The organism is Methylomonas sp. AM2-LC (genome assembly GCF_039904985.1).
Lineage (GTDB): Bacteria > Pseudomonadota > Gammaproteobacteria > Methylococcales > Methylomonadaceae > Methylomonas.
Window position 1 is genome coordinate 4,015,081 of sequence record NZ_CP157005.1, and the last position, 23,042, is coordinate 4,038,122.

Genomic DNA, 23,042 nt, shown 5'->3' on the forward strand with positions numbered 1-23,042 from the left:
ACTCTGATCTTTTTCAATTGGCGGAATCAACATGTCCGACTACTTCCAAATCAAAACCAGATAGTCCAATATATTTTTTTTGCGTTCCCAATACCTGCAATTGCCGTACACCTAAGTCCGACAAAATTCTGGACCCGGTACCCGTAGTTCGCCAGCCAGGCTCAGTATTAAAAACAGGCGAAGTTTTGATACCATTATCCTGCATTTGATACGCATGTATCAGCTCCACCAAGGCTTTATTGGTTTCATTCTCGCGAATCAGTACTAAAACGCCACGTCCCACTTCGGCAATTTTTCGCATGGCTTCCCTAACTGGACAACTGCAATCACTGCGCTTGGAAAAAAACAGATCATCAATTTGATTACGAGCATGAACTCTGACCAGCACGGGTCCATCACCACTAACATTGCCCATTACTAAAGCCAGATGCACATTATCGTCATTGCGGTCTTGATAAGCATACAACCTGAAATCACCAAATTCTGTTGGGTAAGCGCATTCACTAATACGTTCCAAAGTATTTTCATGCCGAATCCGATAATGGATTAAATCCGCGATAGTTCCGATTTTTAGCTGATGTTGAGCGGCAAATATTTCTAAATCCGCACGCCGCGCCATTGAACCATCATCATTCAGAATTTCCACAATCACTGCAGCGGGTTCAACTCCGGCCAGTTTGGCCAAATCACAACCAGCTTCGGTATGACCAGCGCGCTTCAACACCCCGCCAGCCTGAGCCATTAATGGAAAGATATGTCCAGGTTGTACCAAATCGCTAGGTACTGCATCTTTAGCTACCGCAGCTTGTACGGTTAAAGCCCGATCTGCCGCAGAAATACCTGTGGTAACCCCAGTTGCCGCTTCTATTGATACTGTAAAATTAGTCGTATATGGGGTTTGGTTATCATTCACCATCAGCGGTAAGCGCAATTGTTGACAGCGTTCACGGGTTAATGTCAGACAAATCAGTCCGCGTCCATACTTAGCCATAAAGTTAATGTCTTCGGCTCGTGCAAAGGCGGCAGCCATCAACAAGTCACCTTCGTTTTCCCTTTCTTCATCATCCATGATGACAACCATTTTGCCTTGCCGCAAATCTTCGATGATTTCTTCTATTGTATTCATTTAATAAAACCGCTGGATTGTAGTAATGCCTCAGTAACACCTGTCTGGCATTGTGCCGCGGCTTCTCCTTTCATTAAGCGTTCCAGATAACGTGCCAAAATATCCACTTCCAGATTAACTGCATCACCAACCTGAGTGCTTGCCAAGGTAGTTTCCTGTAAGGTATGTGGAACAATATTGACAGAAAAATAAGCACCATCAACCTGATTAACTGTCAAGCTAATACCATTAATACAGATAGAACCTTTTTCAGAAATATATTTTGCAAGATTATCGGGCGCTTTAAATTTATAACGGATAGAACGTCCATCAGCCTGTTTATCCACCACTTTACCTATGCCATCAACATGACCACTCACAATATGTCCACCCAATCTACCAGAAGCGAGCAGCGCCAGCTCCAAATTTACCTGGGTTCCAACTTTAGCCGTATTCAACGTGGTACAAGATAAGGTTTCATTCGACACATCAGCATAAAAAAAATGATCGCCTAATTCTACCGCAGTCAGGCAAACGCCATTGACAGCAATACTATCGCCTAAGGCAGTGTCTGACATTGACAGATTACCCGTACTAATTTTCAAACGACAATCACCACCTCTTGGCTGAATTGCCGCTATTTGCCCTAAGGCAAGAATAATACCTGTAAACATTTTTACCTTTTCTTGAGTGTAAAAATTACTAAGATATGCGTTTTATGCACTCCGAAAACTCTATAGTGATAAATTCGGAAACAATCAGCTCATACTCAGCACGTATAATTGGGTTGATGACTTAATATTACTGACACATTAAATTTTATTGTGTGCTCCAAACAACATTCTTACATCTGGCCCTAATTGCCTAACATTGAGTAGACTCAACTGCTTTTTATCAGCCATCCGTTGCAATTTAGGTAAATGAAACAAACCTCGCCCTTGATCTCCTAAAATGCATGGTGCCATATAAATCAACCATTCATCGACCAAATTAGTCTCAAGCAAACTACCATTCAGGGTAGCACCCGCTTCAATCCAAACCGTATTAATCTGCTGTTTGGCTAAAAGCTGAAAAACCTGAAACAAATCGGGACGACCATTAACACTTGGCACTTGCCAGATTTTACAGCCTGCATCTGTTAATTGTTTTTGTTTTTGTACATTTTCACTACATGTCATAATCCAAGTTTCAGCTGAATTATGCAGTATTTTTGCATTTACAGGGATACGTAACTGACTGTCTACTACCACTTTAATGGGTTGCAAGACATCAAAATCCACTCTGGCATCCAGTTGTGGATCATCATAAAGGATAGTACCGATTCCAGTCAGAATGGCACTACTAGCAGCTCTAAAGTTTTGTACATCTTGCCGCGCCTGAGGTGATGTAATCCATTTACTTTCTCCCGATGCCATACCCGTACGCCCATCCAAACTACAGGCCATTTTACTGGTTATCCAAGGCAAACCAAGTTGCATACGTTTAAAAAAACCACGATTTAACAGTTCTGCTTCGGTTTGCAGAACACCACAGACCACTTCAATACCCGCTGCCCGTAGTTGCTGCAAGCCCTGCCCGGATACTAATGGGTTAGGGTCTTGCATGGCAACAACCACACGACGCACACCAGCCTCAATTAAGGCAGTACAACACGGCCCAGTGCGACCGTGATGACTACAGGGCTCTAAAGTGACATAGGCAGTAGCGTCTTTGACATTATCTGTTTTTTGCAACGCATCAATCTCTGCATGGGCAAATCCTGCTCGTTGCGTCCAACCTTCGGCAATAACATGCCCATCGATGACGAACACACACCCTACATGAGGGTTTGGATCGGTAGTATATATTCCATTACGCGCCAGTTTAAGTGCATGAGCCATATAGGCTTCATCTTGTTTAGCTATCATGCTTTTGCAGATTTTCGATCATTTCCGTAAATTCACTGACATCTTCAAAACTACGATAAACTGATGCAAAACGCACATAGGCCACATGGTCAAGCAAGCTTAATTCTGTCATGACCAATTCACCGAGTTGTCGAGCCGGAATTTCACGCTCACCTTTAACCGTTAACGCTTTTTTAATACGACTGATAGCCGCCTCAATGGCATCGGCATCCACCGGACGCTTTTCCAGCGCCCGTTGCATGCCAGCGCGTAATTTAGTTTCATCAAAACTTTGCCTAGCACCATTACGTTTGATAATGCGGGGTAAGGTCAGTTCAACTACTTCAAACGTGGTAAAGCGTTCCTTACAGCTAAGACATTCGCGGCGGCGCTTAACCTGATCGCCTTCGTCGACCAAACGAGTATCGACAACCTTAGTGTCTTGAACCGAGCAAAACGGACAGCGCATGAAAAAACCAAGTTTGATTTAAAAGGGCTGCATTCTATTACAGTTTACTTATTTATTAAAATTGATAAACGAAACATTCATGATTAAAAAGAACACTATTTTCAGCTTTTCCCTTCATCCAGCATTTTCTCTAATCTTTCGCAATAGGCTTTTATCACCTTAATCCGCGCATAATATTTATCATTAGCTTCGACCAGTATCCAAGGTAGTTTACTGGAACTGGTACGCATGATCATTTCATTAACCGCTTTCTGATAATCATCCCACTTGGCGCGATTACGATAATCTTCATCGGTAATTTTAAACTGTTTGTAAGTTATATTTTCGCGTTGCTTAAACCTACGCATTTGCTCGTCCTGATCAACATGTAACCAGAACTTTAATATAACCATACCATGCGCTAATAATGCTTCTTCAAAATTAACAATTTCAGCATATGCTCTTTGCCATTCATTCGTAGCTGCCAAGCCCTCAACCCTTTCTACTAATACACGCCCATACCAGCTTCTGTCATAAATGGTCACCTGACCCGCACGCGGGATGTGCCTCCAAAATCGCCATAGATAGTGATGTGCCGCTTCTTCATCGGTCGGTTTACTGATAGGAATAACCTGATAATTTCGCGCATCCATGGCCTCTGTCAGTCGCCGTATTACACCGCCCTTCCCTGCCGCATCCCACCCTTCAAAAACCAAAAGACTGGATCGATGCACGACTAATGCTTGCCTAGTCAATCCATTGAGTTTTCCTTGAAACTTTTCCAACTCAATTTTATATTTATTTTTACCCAACTTAACCGATAAATCCAATGTGTCGAGCAAATTATGTTGTTCAAGTTTACTTAGTACTTCAGGAACTAAAGCCTTAGTTTTAGCCTTCAATTCAGCCTGGGAAAGCAAATGGCGCTGTATACATTCCAATACATATTGACCAACCGTTAACCGGCTATAATTGATGTCAGAACCATCCACGATCAACCAAGGAGCATAAGGAGTACTGGTGTCTGTCAATACCTGTTCAGCAATACCTAAAAAAACATCGTATTTTGCCAAATGTTGCCGATCTTTATCAGTCACTCGCCATTTAGTCGCAGGATTTTTCGACAAAGCTTTAAATCGTGAAGTCTGACGATCTTTTTTAAGATGCAACCAACATTTTATTATCAACGCTCCATCATCCGTTAATAATTGTTCTAATTGATTAATAAGTTTTAACTCAACTTGCAAAGCTGCGTCATCGATTTTTTGATAAACCCGCTGAGAAATTGGATCGCTATACCAAGAACCTACATAAATACCTATACGTCCTTTAGCGGGCAAGGTACGCCAGAAACGCCAAAACTTTGGACGTTCACGTTCTTCATCGCTGGGCTCGGCAAAGGCGTTTGTACGCATAAAATGCGGATCTAACCAGGCATTCAATGAATTGATAACTTCTCCCTTACCACCACCATCCACACCGGAAATTAGAATAAGCACCGGAAATTGGCTATCTTTCAGCTGATCCTGTATCAATAGTAACTGGGTACGTAATTCTGACGCTTTTTTCTTATATTCGTCGCGTTCAACACTCTGTCCTAACTCAGCGATTTCAAACATTACTCCCCCTCAATGAATTGGCCTTATTACTATCTGTTATTCTCAACATATTATCAGGCTTATGCATGAAAATATCGCAATCTTGCTTGTTAGCCCACCTAATTAAGTTAACTTATTTACTCCCCTTAGAGACTAGAAAAAAATCAATTAACAGACAGTATCATTTGTTTCCCTTTGCGCTGATGTTTATTTTTTTGCGTGTACATAATTTGAATAACAATGATCGCATACGCCAATATGCCTCGTTTTACGCTCAGCTTGACAAAAAAATTCACATATTTTTCAATTACCTACAAAACACCCATTAACAACCATCGACTTATAAAGAAAAATCACTGAAAAAAATAAATAAAGTTTTGACACAAAACAAATTTAGGTGTAAAAAATACACCGTCGACTAACAATAATTTTAACTTCGACATGCAACTCGAGTTGCTCCTTTTAATTAAGGGTTTATTATTACAACAATCAAATGAGGATTACTAAAATGGCTGAACAAGAAAAAGATAACACCCTAACTGTCGTTATTGCAGTTACACTGGTTGCCGTTATTGGCGTATTTTTGTTAAAACAAGACGAAACTAAACATTTAAAACTGAGTGGCGAAACTTCTGCTCAAGCTGAAGCTCAAGTTCTGGCAAAGCATAAAGATTTTAACAATGACGTGTTAAGCCAAGCAAAATAATATTTACTATACTTTAGTAAATAAACTAATTAGATTTACCGTACAGCTCTTCGGCCATCGCCTGCCACCCGCAGTCGATGGCTTTTTTATGCGCATCTGTTTTAAGTTGTTTTTTTGCGTAAACTGATAGAATAAGCATTTATTGCAAACTCTAACTACAATCAATGGATGTCATTCAACGCATAGCAGAAGAACTATCAGTAAAAACTCAACAAGTTGCTGCAGCAATCGCATTACTAGACGATGGCGCAACAGTTCCATTTATTGCTCGTTACCGGAAAGAAGCAACGGGGGGCCTGGATGATACGCAATTACGAAACCTTGAACTCCGGCTTACTTATCTACGCGAACTGAACGAACGACGCCTCACCATTCTGGATAGCATTCGCTCACAAGGTAAATTAACCTCAGAACTGGAACAAAACATACAGGATGCTGAAACAAAAACCTTGTTGGAAGATTTATACCTACCGTATAAACCCAAACGTCGCACCAAGGCTCAAATTGCTCGTGAAGCAGGTTTAGAACCACTTGCCTTTGCCATACTTGAAAATCGTGAGTTAATTCCCGAGCAAGCAGCACTCGCTTACATCGATGTTGAAAAAGGCGTTCCTGATTGCACAACAGCACTTGAGGGAGCCCGACAGATCATTATGGAACTGGTTGCTGAAAACGCGGAATTACTCAGTGAATTACGCGAACGCATCTGGGCGAAAGGCATACTTCAGGCCAGCGTTGTCAGTGGCAAGGAAGCAGAGGCTGCTAAATTCAAAGATTATTTTGATTATCAAGAAGCGATTAACAAAATACCCTCTCATCGGGCTCTGGCAATATTTCGAGGCCGAAACGAAGACTTACTCAATTTAAGTCTAAAACCCGCAGAACAAGAACAAGAAGAACATCAACTTTGCTCCCAGTTTGTAGCTAAGCATTTAAAAATAACCGATACCAATTTAGCAAGTGATGCCTGGTTAGCTGAAACGGCCCGGCTTGCCTGGAAAATAAAATTATTTACTCGCATCGACCTGGACTTAAAAATGCGTTTACGGGAAGCGGCAGAATTGGAAGCTATTAAGGTATTTGCCAGTAATTTGCGCGATTTATTACTTGCAGCCCCTGCTGGCCCAAGAGCAACCATGGGACTGGATCCCGGCATTCGAACTGGCGTAAAAGTTGCCATAGTTGATGCAACAGGCAAAGTTTTAGGCACAGAAACCGTATATCCGCATCCACCCAAAAATCAATGGGATCAATCCATTGCATGCCTGGCTCGATTGATTGAGCAGCACAAGGTTGATCTTATCAGCATAGGTAACGGAACGGGTTCAAGAGAAACAGACCAACTTATTGCTGATCTTATTAAACAACATAATGCCCTACACATTAATAAAGTAATGGTTTCAGAAGCGGGCGCTTCCGTTTATTCTGCTTCCGAGCTGGCTGCAAAAGAATTTCCTGAATTAGACGTCTCTCTGCGAGGCGCAGTATCAATTGCCAGACGGTTACAGGATCCACTGGCAGAACTGGTAAAAATTGATGCAAAATCCATAGGCGTTGGTCAATACCAGCATGATGTGAATCAAGTACAACTGGCCAGAATGTTGGACAATGTTGTTGAGGATTGCGTAAATGCAGTTGGGGTTGATGTTAACACCGCTTCCGTTGCTTTATTGAAACAGGTCTCCGGCCTCAGCGCCAGTATCAGTGAAAATATTGTTGCTTTCCGTGATGACAATGGCCCATTTAAAAATCGCAAACAGCTTAAAAGCGTACCTCGTCTAGGAGACAAAGCCTATGAACAAGCCGCAGGGTTTTTGCGCATTATGAACGGTGATAATCCACTTGATGCTTCTGCTGTTCACCCTGAAGCTTATCCAGTAGTAAACGCTATCCTCAAAGAAACCGGTAAATCTATCCGCGATTTAATTGGACAAAGCCAATTTTTGCGTGGTTTAAAAGCAGCCAATTTTACCAGCGCCGAATTTGGTTTACCAACTGTCACGGACATTTTACAAGAACTGGAAAAACCTGGCCGTGACCCACGCCCAGAATTTAAAAGCGTTCAATTTAAAGAAGGGGTGGAAAAAATAACCGATCTTCAACCGGGCATGACACTAGAAGGTGTTATCACCAATGTTGCCAACTTTGGTGCTTTTGTGGATATTGGCGTTCATCAGGATGGTTTGGTACATATATCTCATTTGGCCGATGATTTTGTTAAAGACCCTCGCGATGTGGTAAAAACAGGAGAAATGGTTAAAGTAAAAGTATTGGAAATTGATGTTGCCCGTAAGCGTATTTCTTTAAGTATGAAAACAAATATAGATGCAAGTGAAATTGTCGTACATGAAAAAAATGAAAAGCCCCAAAAATCAACACAAAAACCGAAACAACAACCTGTATTGCAAAATAGCATGAGCAATGCCTTTGCCAAAGCATTAGGAAAATGATTTATCGTAATTGCTCAGAGTATGTTCATAACACTAATCAACTAAAATATTGGCCTTTGGTTCCGAAATTACTGACTATCTGTTTAAAATTACGCCTAGCAATTAACATTTATTTTAATTTAGATAGGGCAACCAATTTGGTCTACAACGTAATGTGCCTGACTGACGCAATACAGAGCATTTTTTGTCAGTTGCTTAATGAGTGTTTAGCCGCTTTCAAAAATACATTTAAGCATGAACGACCTGATTGGACTTTGAAACTTACCTGACATTTACTGAATAGTGACTATAATTAAAATATGCTCTGTTATACTTTTCCGACTTTACACTGCCAGGTAATTAGATCGTTTAACTTAACCAGGCAATTTAATGCTAGTAAACACTTTAACGTTGAGATTAGAAATGAATCGATCTTCCTGTAAACTAATAACTATATTGACGACCATACTATTAACAGCAGCACCCAGCGTCTATGCAGATTACAACAATGAACAATATTCTGACATAGTCGTTCGCAAACTCGGTAGTGGATTTGCCAATATCTCTACAGGCTTGTTGGAAATTCCTAAGGACATGATTATTGATACCAATCAATCAAATTTTGTTTATGGTGTTACCGGAGGCATCCTGCAAGGCTCAATATCAGCAGTTGGGCGCATAGGAACCGGTATCATGGATTTATTATCAGCACCTCTACCTACCCAACCTGTAGCATACCCCGTGTATATTTGGGATGACTTTGATGCAATTACCCGTTTTGGACCTATCTTTCGTTTAGAAAACACCCAATAAACTAAATTAAGCGGATAAATCATCAACTCATCCGCTTATCGACATATTTAATTAAAGTACATACTGCGTAAGATATTCCTTCAACTTAGTATTGAACAGACTATCATAATGACGTATTAACGTTGAGTCGGTGGGGCGCGGCGCTAATAGCGCTGCCACCTCACTTTGAGCTTGAGTTAAAAAATGTCTTCTTAGCGTTGCATCTTCCGGCATTTTTGCTTGATTATAAGTAACGACAGCCGCAACATTAATTGCTCTATCTGGGTTCTCGGTTACTGATGACTGAAGCGTTGCGTGTCTAACCTCCACATCATCAGACTGAGCCAGTATGCCCCACAAATGGCCTAGATAGTGTCTACATAGCGTAGAATCGGTTGGATATGGATGCGTAATTGCCAACCTTTCTGCTTCCTGATTACTTAAAAAATGACGTCGAAGCGTTGAATCTTCTGGTAGTGTTCCCTTAAAGGTATCGTAATGGCTAACAGTTGCACTACTTATCACGGCCTGACTTACTTCGATGTTATGCCCAGGTAATTCCGTTTTAAAATTATCTGAATGATCATTGGCAGCAATCGACTCTGAATCTATCAGCTTAGGTTGTGGCTGGGGAAGTGTAGCGGTGTTCTCCAGAGTAGATTGACGCCTAGTCAAAAACACTAAAACACCTATTACGACTAAGGCTACAAACGCAAAAAACCATTTCATATCTTTTCCTCTCTTCTATTTATAGTTAGAAATTCAACACAAATCGCTTATGTTGTTTGCAGATAAAACGCTGTCTGAACAGAATCAGAATATAAAGAGCTTACCCTGTTAACCCAAAATCACTCTTGAATAAAAGCAATACTCACACAACAGTGTGTATATAAATTGGATTCACATGCACTTTGACTTGTCATTACTTTAAGTCCAGCGTTTTCATGAGTATCAAATACTCAATCAATTTATGTTCTTATTATGTTCTTGTCATTTTATTTACAATGATAATTTTAGCTGTTCAGCTAGCACTTGTCTAAAATGCTAAACAAAAGACAGATTCCATCGTTGTCTATAAGCTTCTGACAGAAAGCCAATTTTGATATAACCATAAATTAAGCATCAGCATTTTTTCATTTTGTATTCAAAATACAACATAAAAAATCAATCAATTAAGTCGTTAACAATTTACTTTAAGGACTGAGAATATACAACTTTAGCAAATATAATCAGCTCTCATACCTGCATAGCACTCTGTTGCAAAGTGTAAGTTTACGCGGCGTCATCACGTCTAAGCAGACAAACTATAAACGGCAAGTTACTGTACGAGTAACTGTTAAATTGGGATAAAAGCCCGCATCAAGAACTAACTTAAATTAGCCGTTTTTTAAGACTTGAAAAAAAACTTGTTCTTATATTGTTCTTTATTTGTTTTGATGCTATGCTTTATAAGAACAAATAAGGAACGCTAATGCATACATTAACCCGAAAACAAAAAGAAATACTGGATTTTCTATTAAAAAGCCAGAACAGTTTTATACACCCCCCGACCTTGGAAGAATTATGTACCGCACTAGGATTAAAATCACGTGGCTCTCTGCATCATCAAATTAAAGCATTGATCGATGCTCAATTGATTGAAGCCCCCGAACGAAAACAAAGGGGTATACGCTTGACCGAGCTGGCAAAAAGCTATGTAGCCGATGAAGATAGTACTAACAGCTTGCCATTTGTTGGCTTTATTGCGGCTGGCCGGCCTATCGAAGCAATAGAAAATACCAGTTACATGATTATTCCCCCAGAAATAAAAACCGAAAAACCTTGTTATGTTTTGAAAATTAAAGGTGATTCGATGCAAGAAGAAGGGATATTTGATGGTGACTGGGTAATCATCGAACAACGTAGCCACGCCCGCAACGGCGAAATCGTGGTTGCACTGATAGACAAAACAGAAGCAACTTTAAAATTTATTGAGCAATACCCGCACGAAACACTGTTAATACCCGCCAATTCCAAAATGCAAACTATGCGCTATAAACCACAACAAGTGGAAATTCAGGGGGTATTAGTCGGCCAAATGCGTAGTTATACATATCATCATTAGGAGTAATATCATGAATAATCATAACGTACATATGCGTGATCAAAAAGCTAATCAAACAGCAATGCTAAATAGAACAACCCGACAAACTATCGTGAATATGATTGAAGAAATTACATTGGTTATCGTACTTTGGGGGGTATTTTTATTAGCCTCGCAAGCCTGATAAGATTCTTATAACTCTATGCATTATAAAATTGCTTTTTATTTACCGGCCACTCATTGTGAATTAGTCAAAAATGCCTTGTTCGCAGTGGGTGCAGGACAATCAGAGCTTTATGATCAATGTAGTTGGCAAATATTAGGTGAAGGTCAATTCAGACCTTTAAAAGGTAGTCGGCCATTTCAAGGAAATCCTATGCAATTGGAATCTATTCCTGAATACAAGATTGAAATGATTTGCGCTCCACACCTGATTAAGATCGTCATAGAAACTTTGTTAAAAGAACATCCCTACGAACAACCTGCTTACGAGATATATCCCATTCTCACTCTTAAGGATTTGTAGTACATAACTCTATTCTGACATTATCTAAGCTCATCCTTGAGGTATAATGGAATATTATGTTTGACGAATATACACTTTACTCGATAAAACTGCATGTCCAGCACAAAGCTATATCTTAAAGTACCCTACACAGAAAAAGACGCCGCGAAAACCTTGGGCGCAAAATGGGATGCCAACCAAAAAAAATGGTACGTACCCGAAAAGCTGGATATCAGCTTATTCTCTAAATGGTTTGATGAATCGAATCAAAATTCCAGTCAATTAACAAACGTAAAACCTGACAGCAGCAACAAAACGGGTATTTTTACACAACCCAGCATAAAAAACTTTGTTGCCTATGACGGCGATGAACCTCCTTGGAATTAAAAGCCTTTCACTGGGCTAGTAATTCATTAATTGTTGCGTATTATTGAAGAGCAAACAAATATTGAGTGTTGTTACCTTCTAATATTTTTTAGAAAACTAAAATTGCACTATTATTTAATCCACCAACGCAGCTTACAAATATGTCAACCCCATCGTTTCTTCTTTCATGAAAGTGTAGCAAACCAACAAGTTACAGTATCATTATTCTACCGCCTTACTTTTTTAGCTGTCCGGCCTGAACACCGACCTCACCATCAATACCCACACAAAATTAATATTTAATAATTCTGTCACATTTGCTGGTTAGAATTTTGTGTAATACTCCGGCCATCCCCATTGGACAAAGCTAAATGATTGATGCTGAACGCATATTGAAAGAAACCTATCCTGATTTTAAACTAGGCAAAGATAACAAACTGGCTGTAAAAGCACTAAAAAAACTCATTCACGAAGATGACTTTAATAATGTCATCCGTAAAAACCAGCATCTGCGAGGCTTTGCTTTCCTAGATAAGTTATTAAGTTACTTCAAATTAAATTATGAAGTCAGTAACACTTCGCTTAAAAACATTCCTTCGGAAGGTCGCTTACTAATCGTGGCAAACCATCCTCTTGGCACTCTGGACGGTTTGGCTTTAGTTAAACTGATACGTACAGTACGTCCTGATGTCAGGATAGTTGCGAACCGGGTACTCTCCCACATGGAGCCCTTGCAATCGATTTTTTTACCGGTAGACGTTTTAACCGGACAAAAAAATCTGAAAGAATCTTATAGAGTTATGCTGGAAGCTTTAGAAAACGAAGAAGCTATCATCATTTTTCCGGCAGGTGAAGTTTCGCGTATTACTCCCACAGGTATAAGAGATGGTAAATGGCAAAGTGGTTTTGTAAAACTGGCAAAAAAAGCACACGCTAATATTTTACCTATTCATATAAAAGCCAAAAATTCAGCATTATTTTATAGCATGTCAACACTTTACAAGCCGCTCGGAACTATGCTGCTCGTTCAGGAAATGTTCAATAAAAAAAATCAAGAAATCAAATTTAAAGTCGGCGCACCAATACCCTATGCCTCCATTGCAGATAATCCAGATTCTAACAAACAACTAAGTCAACGATTTCGTAAACACGTATTAAATTTAGGCAAAAAAAACAAACCTTTATTGTTTGATACTGTAGAAACCGTGGTTCACCCAGAAAATGCTAAAACAGTAAAAAAAGCCTTGTACCAATCGAGAATGCTCGGCGAAACGCGTGATGGTAAAAAAATTTTCCTGTATCAATTTCAGGATGACTGTCCGGTAATGCAAGAGATAGCAAGGCTACGTGAGCTCACTTTCCGTTCAGTGGAAGAAGGCACAGGACTAGCCCTGGATCTGGACAAATTTGACATTTATTATAGCCACATTGTCTTATGGGACGATATTGACCTAGAAATTGTAGGTGCTTACCGGGTGGGTGAAGGCTTAAAAATTATGGCTACGCATGGTATTGAAGGCTTTTATAGCCACACACTGTTCGACTTACAGGGTGAATTTGCCAGCTATTTACCCTTTAGTTTAGAGTTGGGGCGCAGTTTTGTTCAACCGCGCTACTGGGGACAACATAGTTTGGAATATCTGTGGTATGGAATTGGCGCCTATATACGCGAGCAACCTGATGTTAAATATTTGTTTGGCCCAGTTAGTATCAGTAATGCTTATCCGCAACCGGCCAAAGAACTTATCATCAGTTTTTACCAACAGCAGTTTGGTTCTGATCTGTTACAAGCTAAAGCTAGAAATCCGTTTATAATTTCTTCACAAAGCCGTCAGTTTGCAGCCAATGAATTTAATACTGATTATTCTACTAGTTTTAAAACCTTGAACAGTGAATTAAAAAGACTAGGGGTAAAAGTACCAACACTTTATAAGCAATATGTAGAGTTATGTGTAGATAAAGGCTGTCATTTTCTGGACTTTAATATCGATCCTGAATTTAACAATTGTATCGATAGCCTAATTATGGTTGAAATCGAAAAAATAAGTCCTCGAAAAAGGCAACGTTATATTGATACAGCCCTATGATGCATAAACCTTTTCTGGAACTTGCTCAACTGGAAAATATCATTGAGCAGTTGGGAGATCGAGCACAAGTTGAAATTGTCGAATATGCTAGACATAAACAACTAGAATTCCCGATTTATTGCATTACACTCGGCTCTTTGCAGGCAGATGCGCCGGTGTTGGCTTATTTCGGGGGTGTACACGGCCTGGAAAAAATTGGCTCAGAAGTCATTCTTGCCTATCTACAAACCATCGTGCATTTATTGGATTGGGACGAAGAGTTTACTTCGCGTTTAAAAAAAGCCCGCTTGGTTTTTGTGCCTATAGTCAACCCTGTTGGGGTTTATCAGGGCACACGCTGCAATGGTAACGGTGTTGATCTTATGCGCAATGCCCCAATAGAGGGCACTGGAACCACAAAACTGTATAGTGGTCATCGTTTAAGCCCCAGACTGCCCTGGTATCGGGGCGATGAAACTCGGATGGAAACTGAAGCTCAGGCTTTATGCACGGTGATCAATAAACATTTATTCAATGCGCCATTATCGGTAGCCATTGATTTACACTCTGGTTTTGGCATTCTTGACCGTTTATGGTTTCCTTATGCCTCCAGCAAAACACCCATGCCTAACCTCCCTGAGGCGTTTGGCTGGAAAAAACTATTTGATCGCTGTTATCCGCATCATTTTTACAAAATAGAACCTATGAGCGAAGAATATGTGATTAATGGCGATTTGTGGGATTATCTATACGACGATTTTATACAGAAAAATGGGAATAACGCATTATTTCTACCACTGACATTAGAAATGGGCTCATGGCTTTGGCTGCGCAAAAGCCCTCTGCACCTATTCCAACGCTATGGATTATTTCATCCACTAACGCCTCATCGTCAACAACGTATATTACGTAGACATTTAACGCTCTTCGACTTTTTATTTAGAAGCATCCTCTATCCAGAGCAATGGGCATATTTATCAGCTGAACGAAAAAACAGCTTCAACTCTGCCGCGAAGGCTCTCTGGTATGATCAATAATATAGGTGATAACTGGTTGCTATTACGTGGATTAGCGCGCGAAACAGAACACTGGGGTGCGTTTACAAGCCTATTACAAACTGTTTTCCCACTCGCTCAAATTAAAACTCTCGATTTACCGGGTACCGGTCAATATTACCAACAAAGCAGTCCAAGCAATATTTCGGAAATTACAAATCAAATCCGTCAACAGGCGTACAAACAGGGATTACTGGAAAAACCACTTACCCTAGTGGCATTATCGATGGGAGGCATGGTTGCCTGGGAATGGATGCAAAAATATCCAGACGATATCAATGCTGCTGTATTAATAAACACCAGTTTTGCCAGTTTAAGCCCATTTTATCAACGACTACGCTGGAAAAGTTATGCAAAGCTGGCCAGTATTATACTGACAACAAACATTTATCAACGTGAGCAAGCTATCTTAAAGCTGGTAACTAATAACCGCCAGAACGATGCTGTAAACATAGCACACTGGCATGAAATTCAGACCAGAAGACCCGTTAATTTAAGCAATAGCTTACGCCAAATCATTGCAGCAGCGCGCTATAAGCCCACTAATGAAAAACCGAAACAAGCCGTATTGTTATTAAATAGCTGGGGCGACCGCCTAGTCGACCCAGCATGTTCGATAGCTATTCAGAAAAAATGGCATATCGACTTGCACACTCACCCATGGGCAGGGCATGATTTAAGTCTAGATGATAGCAATTGGTTAGCTCATCATTTGAAAATCTGGATCGAATCACACACTTAAACTGTTATTTGATTTCGAATTCGCTTTTGCTGCGGCCAGAGGAAATTAGAGCCTGCATCCACTTAGGAGCCAACCCGCGTCCAGACCAAGTTTGCAATGGATCTGCCGGATTACGAAACCTTGGAGCAACTTTGCTATTTTTTCTATCTATAAATTTATCAGCATCGTGAATTTCAACGACCAAACCTGCAGACGCTGCTAATTCCTTTATTTGGGCAATTACTTCTTTTCTTTTACTTACTAGCCTATCTTTTAAGGCTTTTTCGGCTTTATCGATAACTTCTTGCAATTCCATTTCAGAAAGTTGTGTAAGATCAGTCATATGTTCCTCTTAATTTAACAAACAACTAAATGTTAACACTATATTCAAATAAAGAAAATAGTTATTCAGTTTCTATTACAAAATTAACTTCACTGTATACCTTCCCTTTTCCATCCAACAACTGAATTTTCCATTCACCATTATCTTTTGATGTCATAGTTTTTTCTGAAAAAATTTTAGTCGATCCGGATTTAATTAACAGTGCTTTTTTTAAAACCAGTTTTCCATCTTTCCACCAACTATGAAATAAAGTCTTATCCTTTATATTTTTTAATTGATTGAAATAAAAAAGGTAACTATTCAGCGTAAATAATTAAAAAAAAGCTTGACAAGGTTTTTGGTCGAAAAATAAAAAATTCAGTGAACTGCCAGCTTGTAGTGGAATGACGTATTTAGCTACGCATTCGGCAACTACAATTCCTCAATTGCAACATTAAATAGAAGGGTAGTGACTCTTGGTCGTTCGTGGCCTACATCGCAACCTCGAAGGCAAAAATCGACTTTTAAAACTGGCCTTATAATACCGCTAACAGTAACGGTTTAGCGGTATATTAGTTTGACTGTCGATAATATCAACATTGAAGACACCATCAAAAAAGTTCAGCAACTGATCGCTGATGAAGAGCATATGTCATCAGCTTTGCGTGCGACCTTAGAAGTCATGATCATGCTGATTCAAATAATGGCTAATCGTTTAAGCCTGACTAGCCGAAATAGCAGCAAACCGCCTTCTACGGATCGTTTTAAAGATCAAGACAAAGTCAGTGGCGATGACGAGAACAAAGGCAAAAATAGAAAGCGCGGTGGGCAGTTCGGTCGGATAGGTACAACTTTAAAAAAAGTGGACGATCCCGATGAAATTGAAATTCTGGAATTAGATCGGGCGACTTTACCACCAGGGAACTATCAGGAAGTTGGTTTTGAGATCCGCCAAGTATTTGATATTGAGATTCAGCGCCTTGTGACCGAATACCGCGCTCAAGTTCTGGAAGATCAATTTGGCAAACGTTTTACAGCCTCTTTTCCGGTTGAAGTCACTAAAGCGGTGCAATACGGGAATGGCGTCAAAGCACAGGCCGTGTATTTGTCTCAATATCAACTCATTCCCTACCAACGTGTTCAAGAGCAATTTCAGGATCAATTCCAACTACCGATCAGTGTCGGCTCAATCTTTGAATTTAACCAGCAAGCTTATCATTTGCTCGAACAATTTGAATTGAAACTCATCACGAAAATACTCGCCTCGTCCCTATTGCATTCCGATGAGACCGGGATCAACATCAATGGGAAAAATCATTGGCTGCACTGTATTTCGAACCAGCAATGGACGCTCTTTTACGCCCACGCCAAACGCGGCATGGAAGCAATAACCGCTATGAATGTTTTAACCCGTTTTACAGGTATTCTCTGCCACGATCACTGGAAGCCCTATTTCCAGTTGAACTGCCTGCATGCCTTATGTAACGCTCACCATTTGCGCGAGCTGACCTATGCCGAAGAACAAGAGAACCAAGCATGGGCTAAGGATATGCGAGAGTTGCTTGTTTCTATCAATGAGGCTGTTAAGGCCCAGGGCGGTGTTTTATCCGATTCTATAGCGGCAGGCTATACCGATCAATATCGGGCAATTCTTAAAGAGGCTGAGCAGGAATGTCCTCCCCCGCTCCCAGAGAGAAAGGAAGGACAACGGGGACGACTTAAACGCAGTAAATCGCGAAACTTATTGGAGCGGTTAATCAACTTTGAGCAGCAAACCTTAAGGTTTATGACTGATGCCAAGGTACCCTTTACCAATAACCAAGGAGAGAACGACATCAGAATGACCAAGGTTCACCAAAAGATTTCAGGCTGTTTTCGTAGTCAGGAAGGTGCTGATATTTTTTGCCGTGTTCGAAGTTATTTATCAACATGCCGGAAAAACAACATATCAGCCAGCGAAGCGTTGACACTGCTCTTTAATGGCAAATTGCCGGATTTTATACGGTGACGACCAAAATTCGCTGAGCGTGATAAATTACGCTGAATAGTTACTAAAAAAGTTGAATTGAGTCTTGCTTAGCAAGAATAATAGACTCTTTTACTTGCTGATAAGGTTCATTATCTTTAATACTAGTATTTAAAGAAGCCCTTATAACTTTTTTATCTAAAATAATTGCCGAAATGCTACGCAATTTTCGATTATTAGGCTCGATTTTTTTATTGTTTTGTTGTAAGCCTTTCTGCTGAAGCCCCTCTATTTTAGTATCTATACTTCCATTTCCAGGATTTACCCCAACACCTTTAGTTTCATCGCGCGGCAAGGAATCAATTTGTGCAGTCTGTGCGGGGTTTATACCCTGCTTAACCACAGTACGTTCAGGCCAGAATAGGAGCATAATAACAACAGGCACTACCAAAATAGCTAAAGCCACCGAAATTCTGCCGTAATGCCAGACTGTAACTATTTTTGGCGCTGAGGCGGATTGCTGATCTTTATCGTAATTAATTTTAATAACAACTCTGCTTTCTGCCATGATGTTTTCTCATTTGCTATAGACTAAAATGGATGCAACGCACTTTACACCACCTGATTGTTAATGCATTTTTTTATTTGTTAATATAGCATTTTAGCACTACTATTATGGTATTGAGTTACTGAAAATCAGGATGTTCGCATGACGACCCTGCTAGAACTGTTTAAAGAATCCTCTGCTTTATATGGCAGCAATGCCAACTATATTGAATTACTTTACGAACAATACTTATATAAACCTGAATCGGTCCCAGAAAGTTGGCGGCAGCGTTTTGACCTCATACACTGCGGCTCTACCGAAGATACCCCGCATAGTGTTATTGTCGAACGTTTTGAGAAACTCGCCATTGCTGAACCAGGGCGACTGGCAAAAATGCAAGGGTTTACCGAACAGAGTGTAAAAAAACAATCTGCCGTTGCACGCCTGATTAATCAATATAGGGTTAAAGGTCATCAAATTGCGCTTAATAATCCTTTAGGGCGCACCATCAGCATGCCTGCAGATCTGGAACCGGAATATTACGGCTTATCTGAAACCGACATGAGCACCTTATTTGATACTGGAGGTCTCTGCGGATTTGATCGCTTACCTTTAACAGCCATCATTGACACCCTGAAAGACACTTATTGTGGCAGTATTGGCTGCGAATATATGCATATTGTCGATGCGGAATCAAAATTCTGGATCAAAGACAAACTGGAAGGTGCTAAAACTCATTTTGCCAGTCACCCAGAAAAACGCTTATGGTTGTTAAAACTTTTGACCGCTGCAGAAGGACTGGAAAGATTTCTACATCGGAAATTTGTAGGCCAAAAACGTTTTTCATTGGAAGGCAGCGAATCTCTAATTTTGATTTTAGATGAATTGATTCAACGAGCGGGTGAAAATAAAGTTAAAGAAATTGTGCTTGGAATGGCTCATCGCGGTCGCCTTAACGTACTTGTTAACATCCTTGGAAAAAGCCCATCCGCATTATTTGGTGAATTTGAAGGCACCCATACCTCCATGCCGGGAGCCATCACTGGCGATGTAAAGTACCATATGGGCTTTTCCTCAAACATCGCCACCCCTGGCGGCCCCATTCATTTAACTTTAGCCTTTAATCCCTCTCATTTGGAAATTATTAACCCAGTGGTGGAAGGCTCAGTCAAAGCGCGTCAGGATCGACAAGGTCTTGATGGCATTGAGACTATTATTCCTGTGCTAATTCATGGTGATGCCGCTTTTGCTGGACAGGGTATAGTGATGGAAACCTTAAACATGTCGGAAACCCGCGCTTTCAATACTGGCGGTACCGTGCATATTGTCATCAATAACCAGATTGGCTTTACCACCAGTAACCCTTTTGACGCTCGCTCCACACTTTATTGTACGGATGTGGCCAATATGGTTCAGGCCCCAGTTTTTCATGTCAACGGCGATGATCCGGAAGCAGTGGCTTTTGTCACACAAATTGCACTAGATTACCGTATGGAATTTCATAAAGACGTAGTTATTGATTTGATTTGTTATCGCCGACTTGGACATAACGAAGCTGATGAGCCGGCAGCAACCCAGCCTATGATGTACAAAACCATTCATGACCTGCCAACCACCCGGCAAATTTACGCACAAAAACTGGTCGCCGCAAATGTCTTGCCTGAAAGCATGGTTGCAACGATTGAACAGGAATATTTAAAATTACTGAACGATGGTCAAGTGGTATCCCGCCCCATCATAGTCAACAAAACTTACTCTTATTCTGCCCGCTGGGACAAATACCTGAATAAACAGTGGGACTCCCCAACTTATACTGCTGTAAGCTTGGAAAACGTCCAATTTTGTAATCAACGCCTTCAAGATTTACCACCCGGATTCGAATTGCATCCCCGAGTTGCAAAAGTGATGAATGACCGAGACAAAATGGCTAAAGGCGAATTACCAATAGACTGGGGCTTTGCAGAAAACATGGCTTATGCCACCTTGCTGCAGGAAGGTTACGATATACGCTTAACTGGGCAAGATATTGGTCGAGGTACATTTTCGCATCGGCACGCCATATTACTTAATCAAGTGAACGGCGACAACTATATTCCGCTAAAATTTATTAGCGAAAAACAGGGTCGTCCACAAATCTTCAATTCTTTATTGTCTGAAGCAGGTGTTCTGGGTTTTGAATACGGTTATAGCTCTACCATTCCAGACAAACTGGTGATTTGGGAAGCGCAATTTGGTGATTTTGCCAATGGTGCGCAAGTGGTCATTGATCAATTCATCAGTTCCGGGGAAAGCAAATGGGGCAAGCTCAGCGGATTGGTAATGCTACTACCGCATGGCTTTGAAGGCCAAGGCCCAGAACATTCCTCCGCGCGTATCGAACGTTATTTACAACTATGTGCTGATCAAAACATGCAAGTTTGCACGCCGACAACACCCGCGCAAATCTTTCATTTATTAAGGCGACAGTTACTACGTGAATATCGGAAGCCTTTGATTGTGATGAGTCCCAAAAGCTTATTACGTAATAAACTAGCAGTTTCCAGCCTTGATGACCTTACCCAAAGCGAATTTTTAACCGTTATTGGCGAGCAGGATGATATTGATCCCTTTCATGTCACTCGCTTAGTATTATGTGCTGGTAAAGTTTATTACGATTTACTGGAAGCTCGCCGACAAGACCAGCTAACACATATCGCTATTTTACGTATTGAACAATTGTACCCATTCCCAGCTCAACAATATAAAACTGAAATGGAAAAATATCCAAATGTTGAACACATAGTCTGGTGTCAGGAAGAACCCAAAAACCAAGGGGCTTGGTATCAATCCAAACATCATTTTGCCAATAACTTGGATAAAGATATTTTAATCAGTTACGCGGGCCGAGTGCCTTCTGCAGCACCCGCAGTTGGCAATTATAAAACCCATCTCAGTGAACAAAAGGCAGTTGTTAATACTGCTCTATACGGCAGCAACGAAGGAAGTAAATATGAGTTTTGAAATTTTGGTTCCCAGCCTCCCTGAATCTGTCGCCGATGCGACATTAATCGTTTGGCATAAACATCCAGGTGACTGGATTAATGAGGGCGATAACCTCGCAGACCTTGAAACAGATAAAGTGATATTGGAAGTACCTGCTCAACACTCAGGAACTTTAAAAGAAATTTATAAACAAAATGGGGAAACTGTATTAGGTGGTCAAGTATTGGCTACGCTGGACATACAATCCGCCTCACATGAAAATCAGACTTTAACAACGGCACCCAGCAAAACACCCCAAACTGCGCCTATTTCCAAAGAAGAACCCATACTTAGCCCATCGGTACGCCGATTGGTAGCTGAAACGGAAATAGATCCTGCAACCATTAGCGGCTCAGGCAAACACGGACGTATACTGAAAACCGATATCGAACAATTTTTACAGGAACAACCTGCAGCCATTCCAGAAAATGTCGCAGCTAGTGTTTCTCCGCATACTCCGCTTTCAGCAAATGCCAACGCCATTCTACGTCCAGAACAACGAGTCCCCATGACGCGCTTACGCGCTAAAATTGCAGAGCGATTGCTACAAGCTCAACAAAATGCGGCCATGCTAACCACGTTTAACGAGGTCAATCTAAAAGCGGTTATGGATTTACGTAACCAGTACAAAGACCGTTTCGAAGAAAAACATTCGATTAAACTAGGCTTCATGTCCTTTTTTGTTAAAGCAGCAATTGAAGCATTGAAGCGCTTCCCTGCCATCAACGCTTCTATTGATGGGAATGACATTATTTATCATGGTTATTATGACATTGGAATTGCTGTCACTACGCCACGAGGATTGATCGTACCTATTCTTCGTGATGCTGATCAACTGGATTTTGCTGGCATTGAAAAAGGTATCCACAATTTTGGCAACAAAGCCAGAAACGGCTCTATTAGCGTTGAAGATCTCAGTGGCGGTACGTTTACCATCACCAATGGCGGCATCTTTGGCTCTATGCTCTCCACCCCGATTATTAACCCCCCGCAATGTGCCATTTTGGGCATGCATGCCATCAAAGACAGGCCAGTCGTTGAAAACAAGGAAATTGTCATTCGTCCTATTATGTATCTGGCGCTATCCTATGATCACAGACTTGTAGATGGTAAAGAGGCCGTACAATTTTTAGGCATCATAAAAGAATGCCTTGAAGCACCCGCACATTTGCTATTAAATATTTAGTATTGCGTTTATTTAGGTAAAAGCGTCAACATCAATGCCCAGCCATAAGACAGCAGTTGCAGGTAAATTTAAAGTAATGACCAACCTGGATTTTGCTGCTGGGCTTTTCGGTAAGGACTTGCAGCAAACTTGAATGGCTGCCCCCATATCTTACATAGGAAGGGAACTTCGAAAAACCACCCTTCGCCAAGGCTCTCCTGCGTTGCATCGAAGGGCTCAGAACGAACGGTGACATTTATA

The 23,042-nt window shown here is 40.7% G+C and carries 21 protein-coding genes; 13 read left to right on the plus strand and 8 right to left on the minus strand.

Annotated elements, in window-relative coordinates; all coding sequences use genetic code 11:
* Positions 1 to 13 precede the first annotated feature (13 nt).
* From ribBA to pap, 5 genes are all read right to left on the minus strand, one after another.
* Positions 14 to 1,126, minus strand: a complete 1,113-nt coding sequence (gene ribBA, locus ABH008_RS17825) for a bifunctional 3,4-dihydroxy-2-butanone-4-phosphate synthase/GTP cyclohydrolase II (RefSeq protein ID WP_347986957.1) — start codon at positions 1,124 to 1,126, stop codon at positions 14 to 16.
* Positions 1,123 to 1,779: a riboflavin synthase gene (locus ABH008_RS17830; protein ID WP_347986958.1), complete on the minus strand. Its 657-nt coding sequence runs from the start codon at positions 1,777 to 1,779 to the stop codon at positions 1,123 to 1,125. The genes ribBA and ABH008_RS17830 overlap by 4 nt, the downstream gene beginning before the upstream one ends.
* A gap of 138 nt (positions 1,780 to 1,917) precedes the next feature.
* Complete coding sequence (gene ribD, locus ABH008_RS17835) at positions 1,918 to 3,012, minus strand: bifunctional diaminohydroxyphosphoribosylaminopyrimidine deaminase/5-amino-6-(5-phosphoribosylamino)uracil reductase RibD (RefSeq protein ID WP_347986959.1); 1,095 nt, start codon at positions 3,010 to 3,012, stop codon at positions 1,918 to 1,920.
* Positions 3,002 to 3,460, minus strand: a complete 459-nt coding sequence (nrdR, locus tag ABH008_RS17840; protein WP_347986960.1) for a transcriptional regulator NrdR — start codon at positions 3,458 to 3,460, stop codon at positions 3,002 to 3,004. The genes ribD and nrdR overlap by 11 nt, the downstream gene beginning before the upstream one ends.
* A 101-nt stretch (positions 3,461 to 3,561) precedes the next feature.
* Entirely contained in the window at positions 3,562 to 5,058 is a 1,497-nt protein-coding gene (gene pap / locus ABH008_RS17845; protein WP_347986961.1) for a polyphosphate:AMP phosphotransferase, read from the minus strand.
* 487 nt (positions 5,059 to 5,545) lie between these two features.
* Here pap and ABH008_RS17850 point away from each other — a divergent pair, with 487 nt between their 5' ends.
* The 3 genes from ABH008_RS17850 (at position 5,546) to ABH008_RS17860 (ending at position 8,985) form a co-directional block, all read left to right on the plus strand.
* The gene (locus tag ABH008_RS17850) at positions 5,546 to 5,743 is read left to right on the plus strand and encodes a hypothetical protein (RefSeq protein ID WP_347986962.1); all 198 of its coding nucleotides are present in this window, start codon (positions 5,546 to 5,548) and stop codon (positions 5,741 to 5,743) included.
* Positions 5,744 to 5,907: 164 nt separating this feature from the next.
* Positions 5,908 to 8,193 (plus strand): Tex family protein, encoded by a 2,286-nt coding sequence (locus ABH008_RS17855; protein ID WP_347986963.1) that lies wholly within the window; start codon positions 5,908 to 5,910, stop codon positions 8,191 to 8,193.
* Positions 8,194 to 8,595: 402 nt separating this feature from the next.
* Positions 8,596 to 8,985, plus strand: coding sequence for an exosortase system-associated protein, TIGR04073 family (locus ABH008_RS17860; protein ID WP_347986964.1), 390 nt, complete (start codon positions 8,596 to 8,598; stop codon positions 8,983 to 8,985).
* A gap of 51 nt (positions 8,986 to 9,036) precedes the next feature.
* On the opposite strand, the gene ABH008_RS17865 is transcribed toward ABH008_RS17860, so the two are convergent.
* Positions 9,037 to 9,693, minus strand: coding sequence for a hypothetical protein (locus ABH008_RS17865; RefSeq protein ID WP_347986965.1), 657 nt, complete (start codon positions 9,691 to 9,693; stop codon positions 9,037 to 9,039).
* Positions 9,694 to 10,435: 742 nt separating this feature from the next.
* On the opposite strand from ABH008_RS17865, the gene lexA reads away from it, so the two are divergent.
* From lexA to ABH008_RS17900, 7 genes are all read left to right on the plus strand, one after another.
* Complete coding sequence (gene lexA / locus ABH008_RS17870; RefSeq protein WP_347986966.1) at positions 10,436 to 11,068, plus strand: transcriptional repressor LexA; 633 nt, start codon at positions 10,436 to 10,438, stop codon at positions 11,066 to 11,068.
* Between the two features lie 10 nt (positions 11,069 to 11,078).
* Positions 11,079 to 11,231: a hypothetical protein gene (locus ABH008_RS17875; protein WP_347986967.1), complete on the plus strand. Its 153-nt coding sequence runs from the start codon at positions 11,079 to 11,081 to the stop codon at positions 11,229 to 11,231.
* 18 nt (positions 11,232 to 11,249) lie between these two features.
* Complete coding sequence (locus tag ABH008_RS17880) at positions 11,250 to 11,573, plus strand: NGG1p interacting factor NIF3 (protein WP_347986968.1); 324 nt, start codon at positions 11,250 to 11,252, stop codon at positions 11,571 to 11,573.
* Positions 11,574 to 11,666: 93 nt separating this feature from the next.
* Complete coding sequence (locus tag ABH008_RS17885; RefSeq protein WP_347986969.1) at positions 11,667 to 11,939, plus strand: DUF5710 domain-containing protein; 273 nt, start codon at positions 11,667 to 11,669, stop codon at positions 11,937 to 11,939.
* Between the two features lie 350 nt (positions 11,940 to 12,289).
* Positions 12,290 to 14,005, plus strand: coding sequence for a GNAT family N-acyltransferase (locus ABH008_RS17890; protein ID WP_347986970.1), 1,716 nt, complete (start codon positions 12,290 to 12,292; stop codon positions 14,003 to 14,005).
* Positions 14,002 to 15,021: a M14 family zinc carboxypeptidase gene (locus tag ABH008_RS17895; RefSeq protein ID WP_347986971.1), complete on the plus strand. Its 1,020-nt coding sequence runs from the start codon at positions 14,002 to 14,004 to the stop codon at positions 15,019 to 15,021. The genes ABH008_RS17890 and ABH008_RS17895 overlap by 4 nt, the downstream gene beginning before the upstream one ends.
* Positions 15,011 to 15,781, plus strand: a complete 771-nt coding sequence (locus ABH008_RS17900; protein WP_347986972.1) for an alpha/beta hydrolase — start codon at positions 15,011 to 15,013, stop codon at positions 15,779 to 15,781. The genes ABH008_RS17895 and ABH008_RS17900 overlap by 11 nt, the downstream gene beginning before the upstream one ends.
* 4 nt (positions 15,782 to 15,785) lie before the next feature.
* Here ABH008_RS17900 and ABH008_RS17905 read toward each other — a convergent pair whose 3' ends face one another.
* The gene (locus ABH008_RS17905) at positions 15,786 to 16,103 is read right to left on the minus strand and encodes an H-NS histone family protein (RefSeq protein ID WP_347986973.1); all 318 of its coding nucleotides are present in this window, start codon (positions 16,101 to 16,103) and stop codon (positions 15,786 to 15,788) included.
* Between the two features lie 556 nt (positions 16,104 to 16,659).
* Between ABH008_RS17905 and ABH008_RS17910 the strand changes: the two genes are divergently transcribed.
* Positions 16,660 to 18,090 carry an IS66 family transposase gene (locus tag ABH008_RS17910; RefSeq protein ID WP_347985933.1) on the plus strand — a complete coding sequence of 477 codons (1,431 nt, stop codon included), beginning with the start codon at positions 16,660 to 16,662 and terminating at the stop codon, positions 18,088 to 18,090.
* 43 nt (positions 18,091 to 18,133) lie between these two features.
* Here the strand turns inward: ABH008_RS17910 and ABH008_RS17915 are convergent, their stop codons facing one another.
* On the minus strand, positions 18,134 to 18,616 hold the full coding sequence (locus ABH008_RS17915; RefSeq protein ID WP_347986974.1) for a hypothetical protein: 483 nt from the start codon (positions 18,614 to 18,616) through the stop codon (positions 18,134 to 18,136).
* Positions 18,617 to 18,757: 141 nt separating this feature from the next.
* Here ABH008_RS17915 and ABH008_RS17920 point away from each other — a divergent pair, with 141 nt between their 5' ends.
* Positions 18,758 to 21,595, plus strand: a complete 2,838-nt coding sequence (locus tag ABH008_RS17920; RefSeq protein WP_347986975.1) for a 2-oxoglutarate dehydrogenase E1 component — start codon at positions 18,758 to 18,760, stop codon at positions 21,593 to 21,595.
* Positions 21,585 to 22,802: a 2-oxoglutarate dehydrogenase complex dihydrolipoyllysine-residue succinyltransferase gene (gene odhB / locus ABH008_RS17925; protein WP_347986976.1), complete on the plus strand. Its 1,218-nt coding sequence runs from the start codon at positions 21,585 to 21,587 to the stop codon at positions 22,800 to 22,802. The genes ABH008_RS17920 and odhB overlap by 11 nt, the downstream gene beginning before the upstream one ends.
* The last annotated feature ends 240 nt before the right edge of the window (positions 22,803 to 23,042 follow it).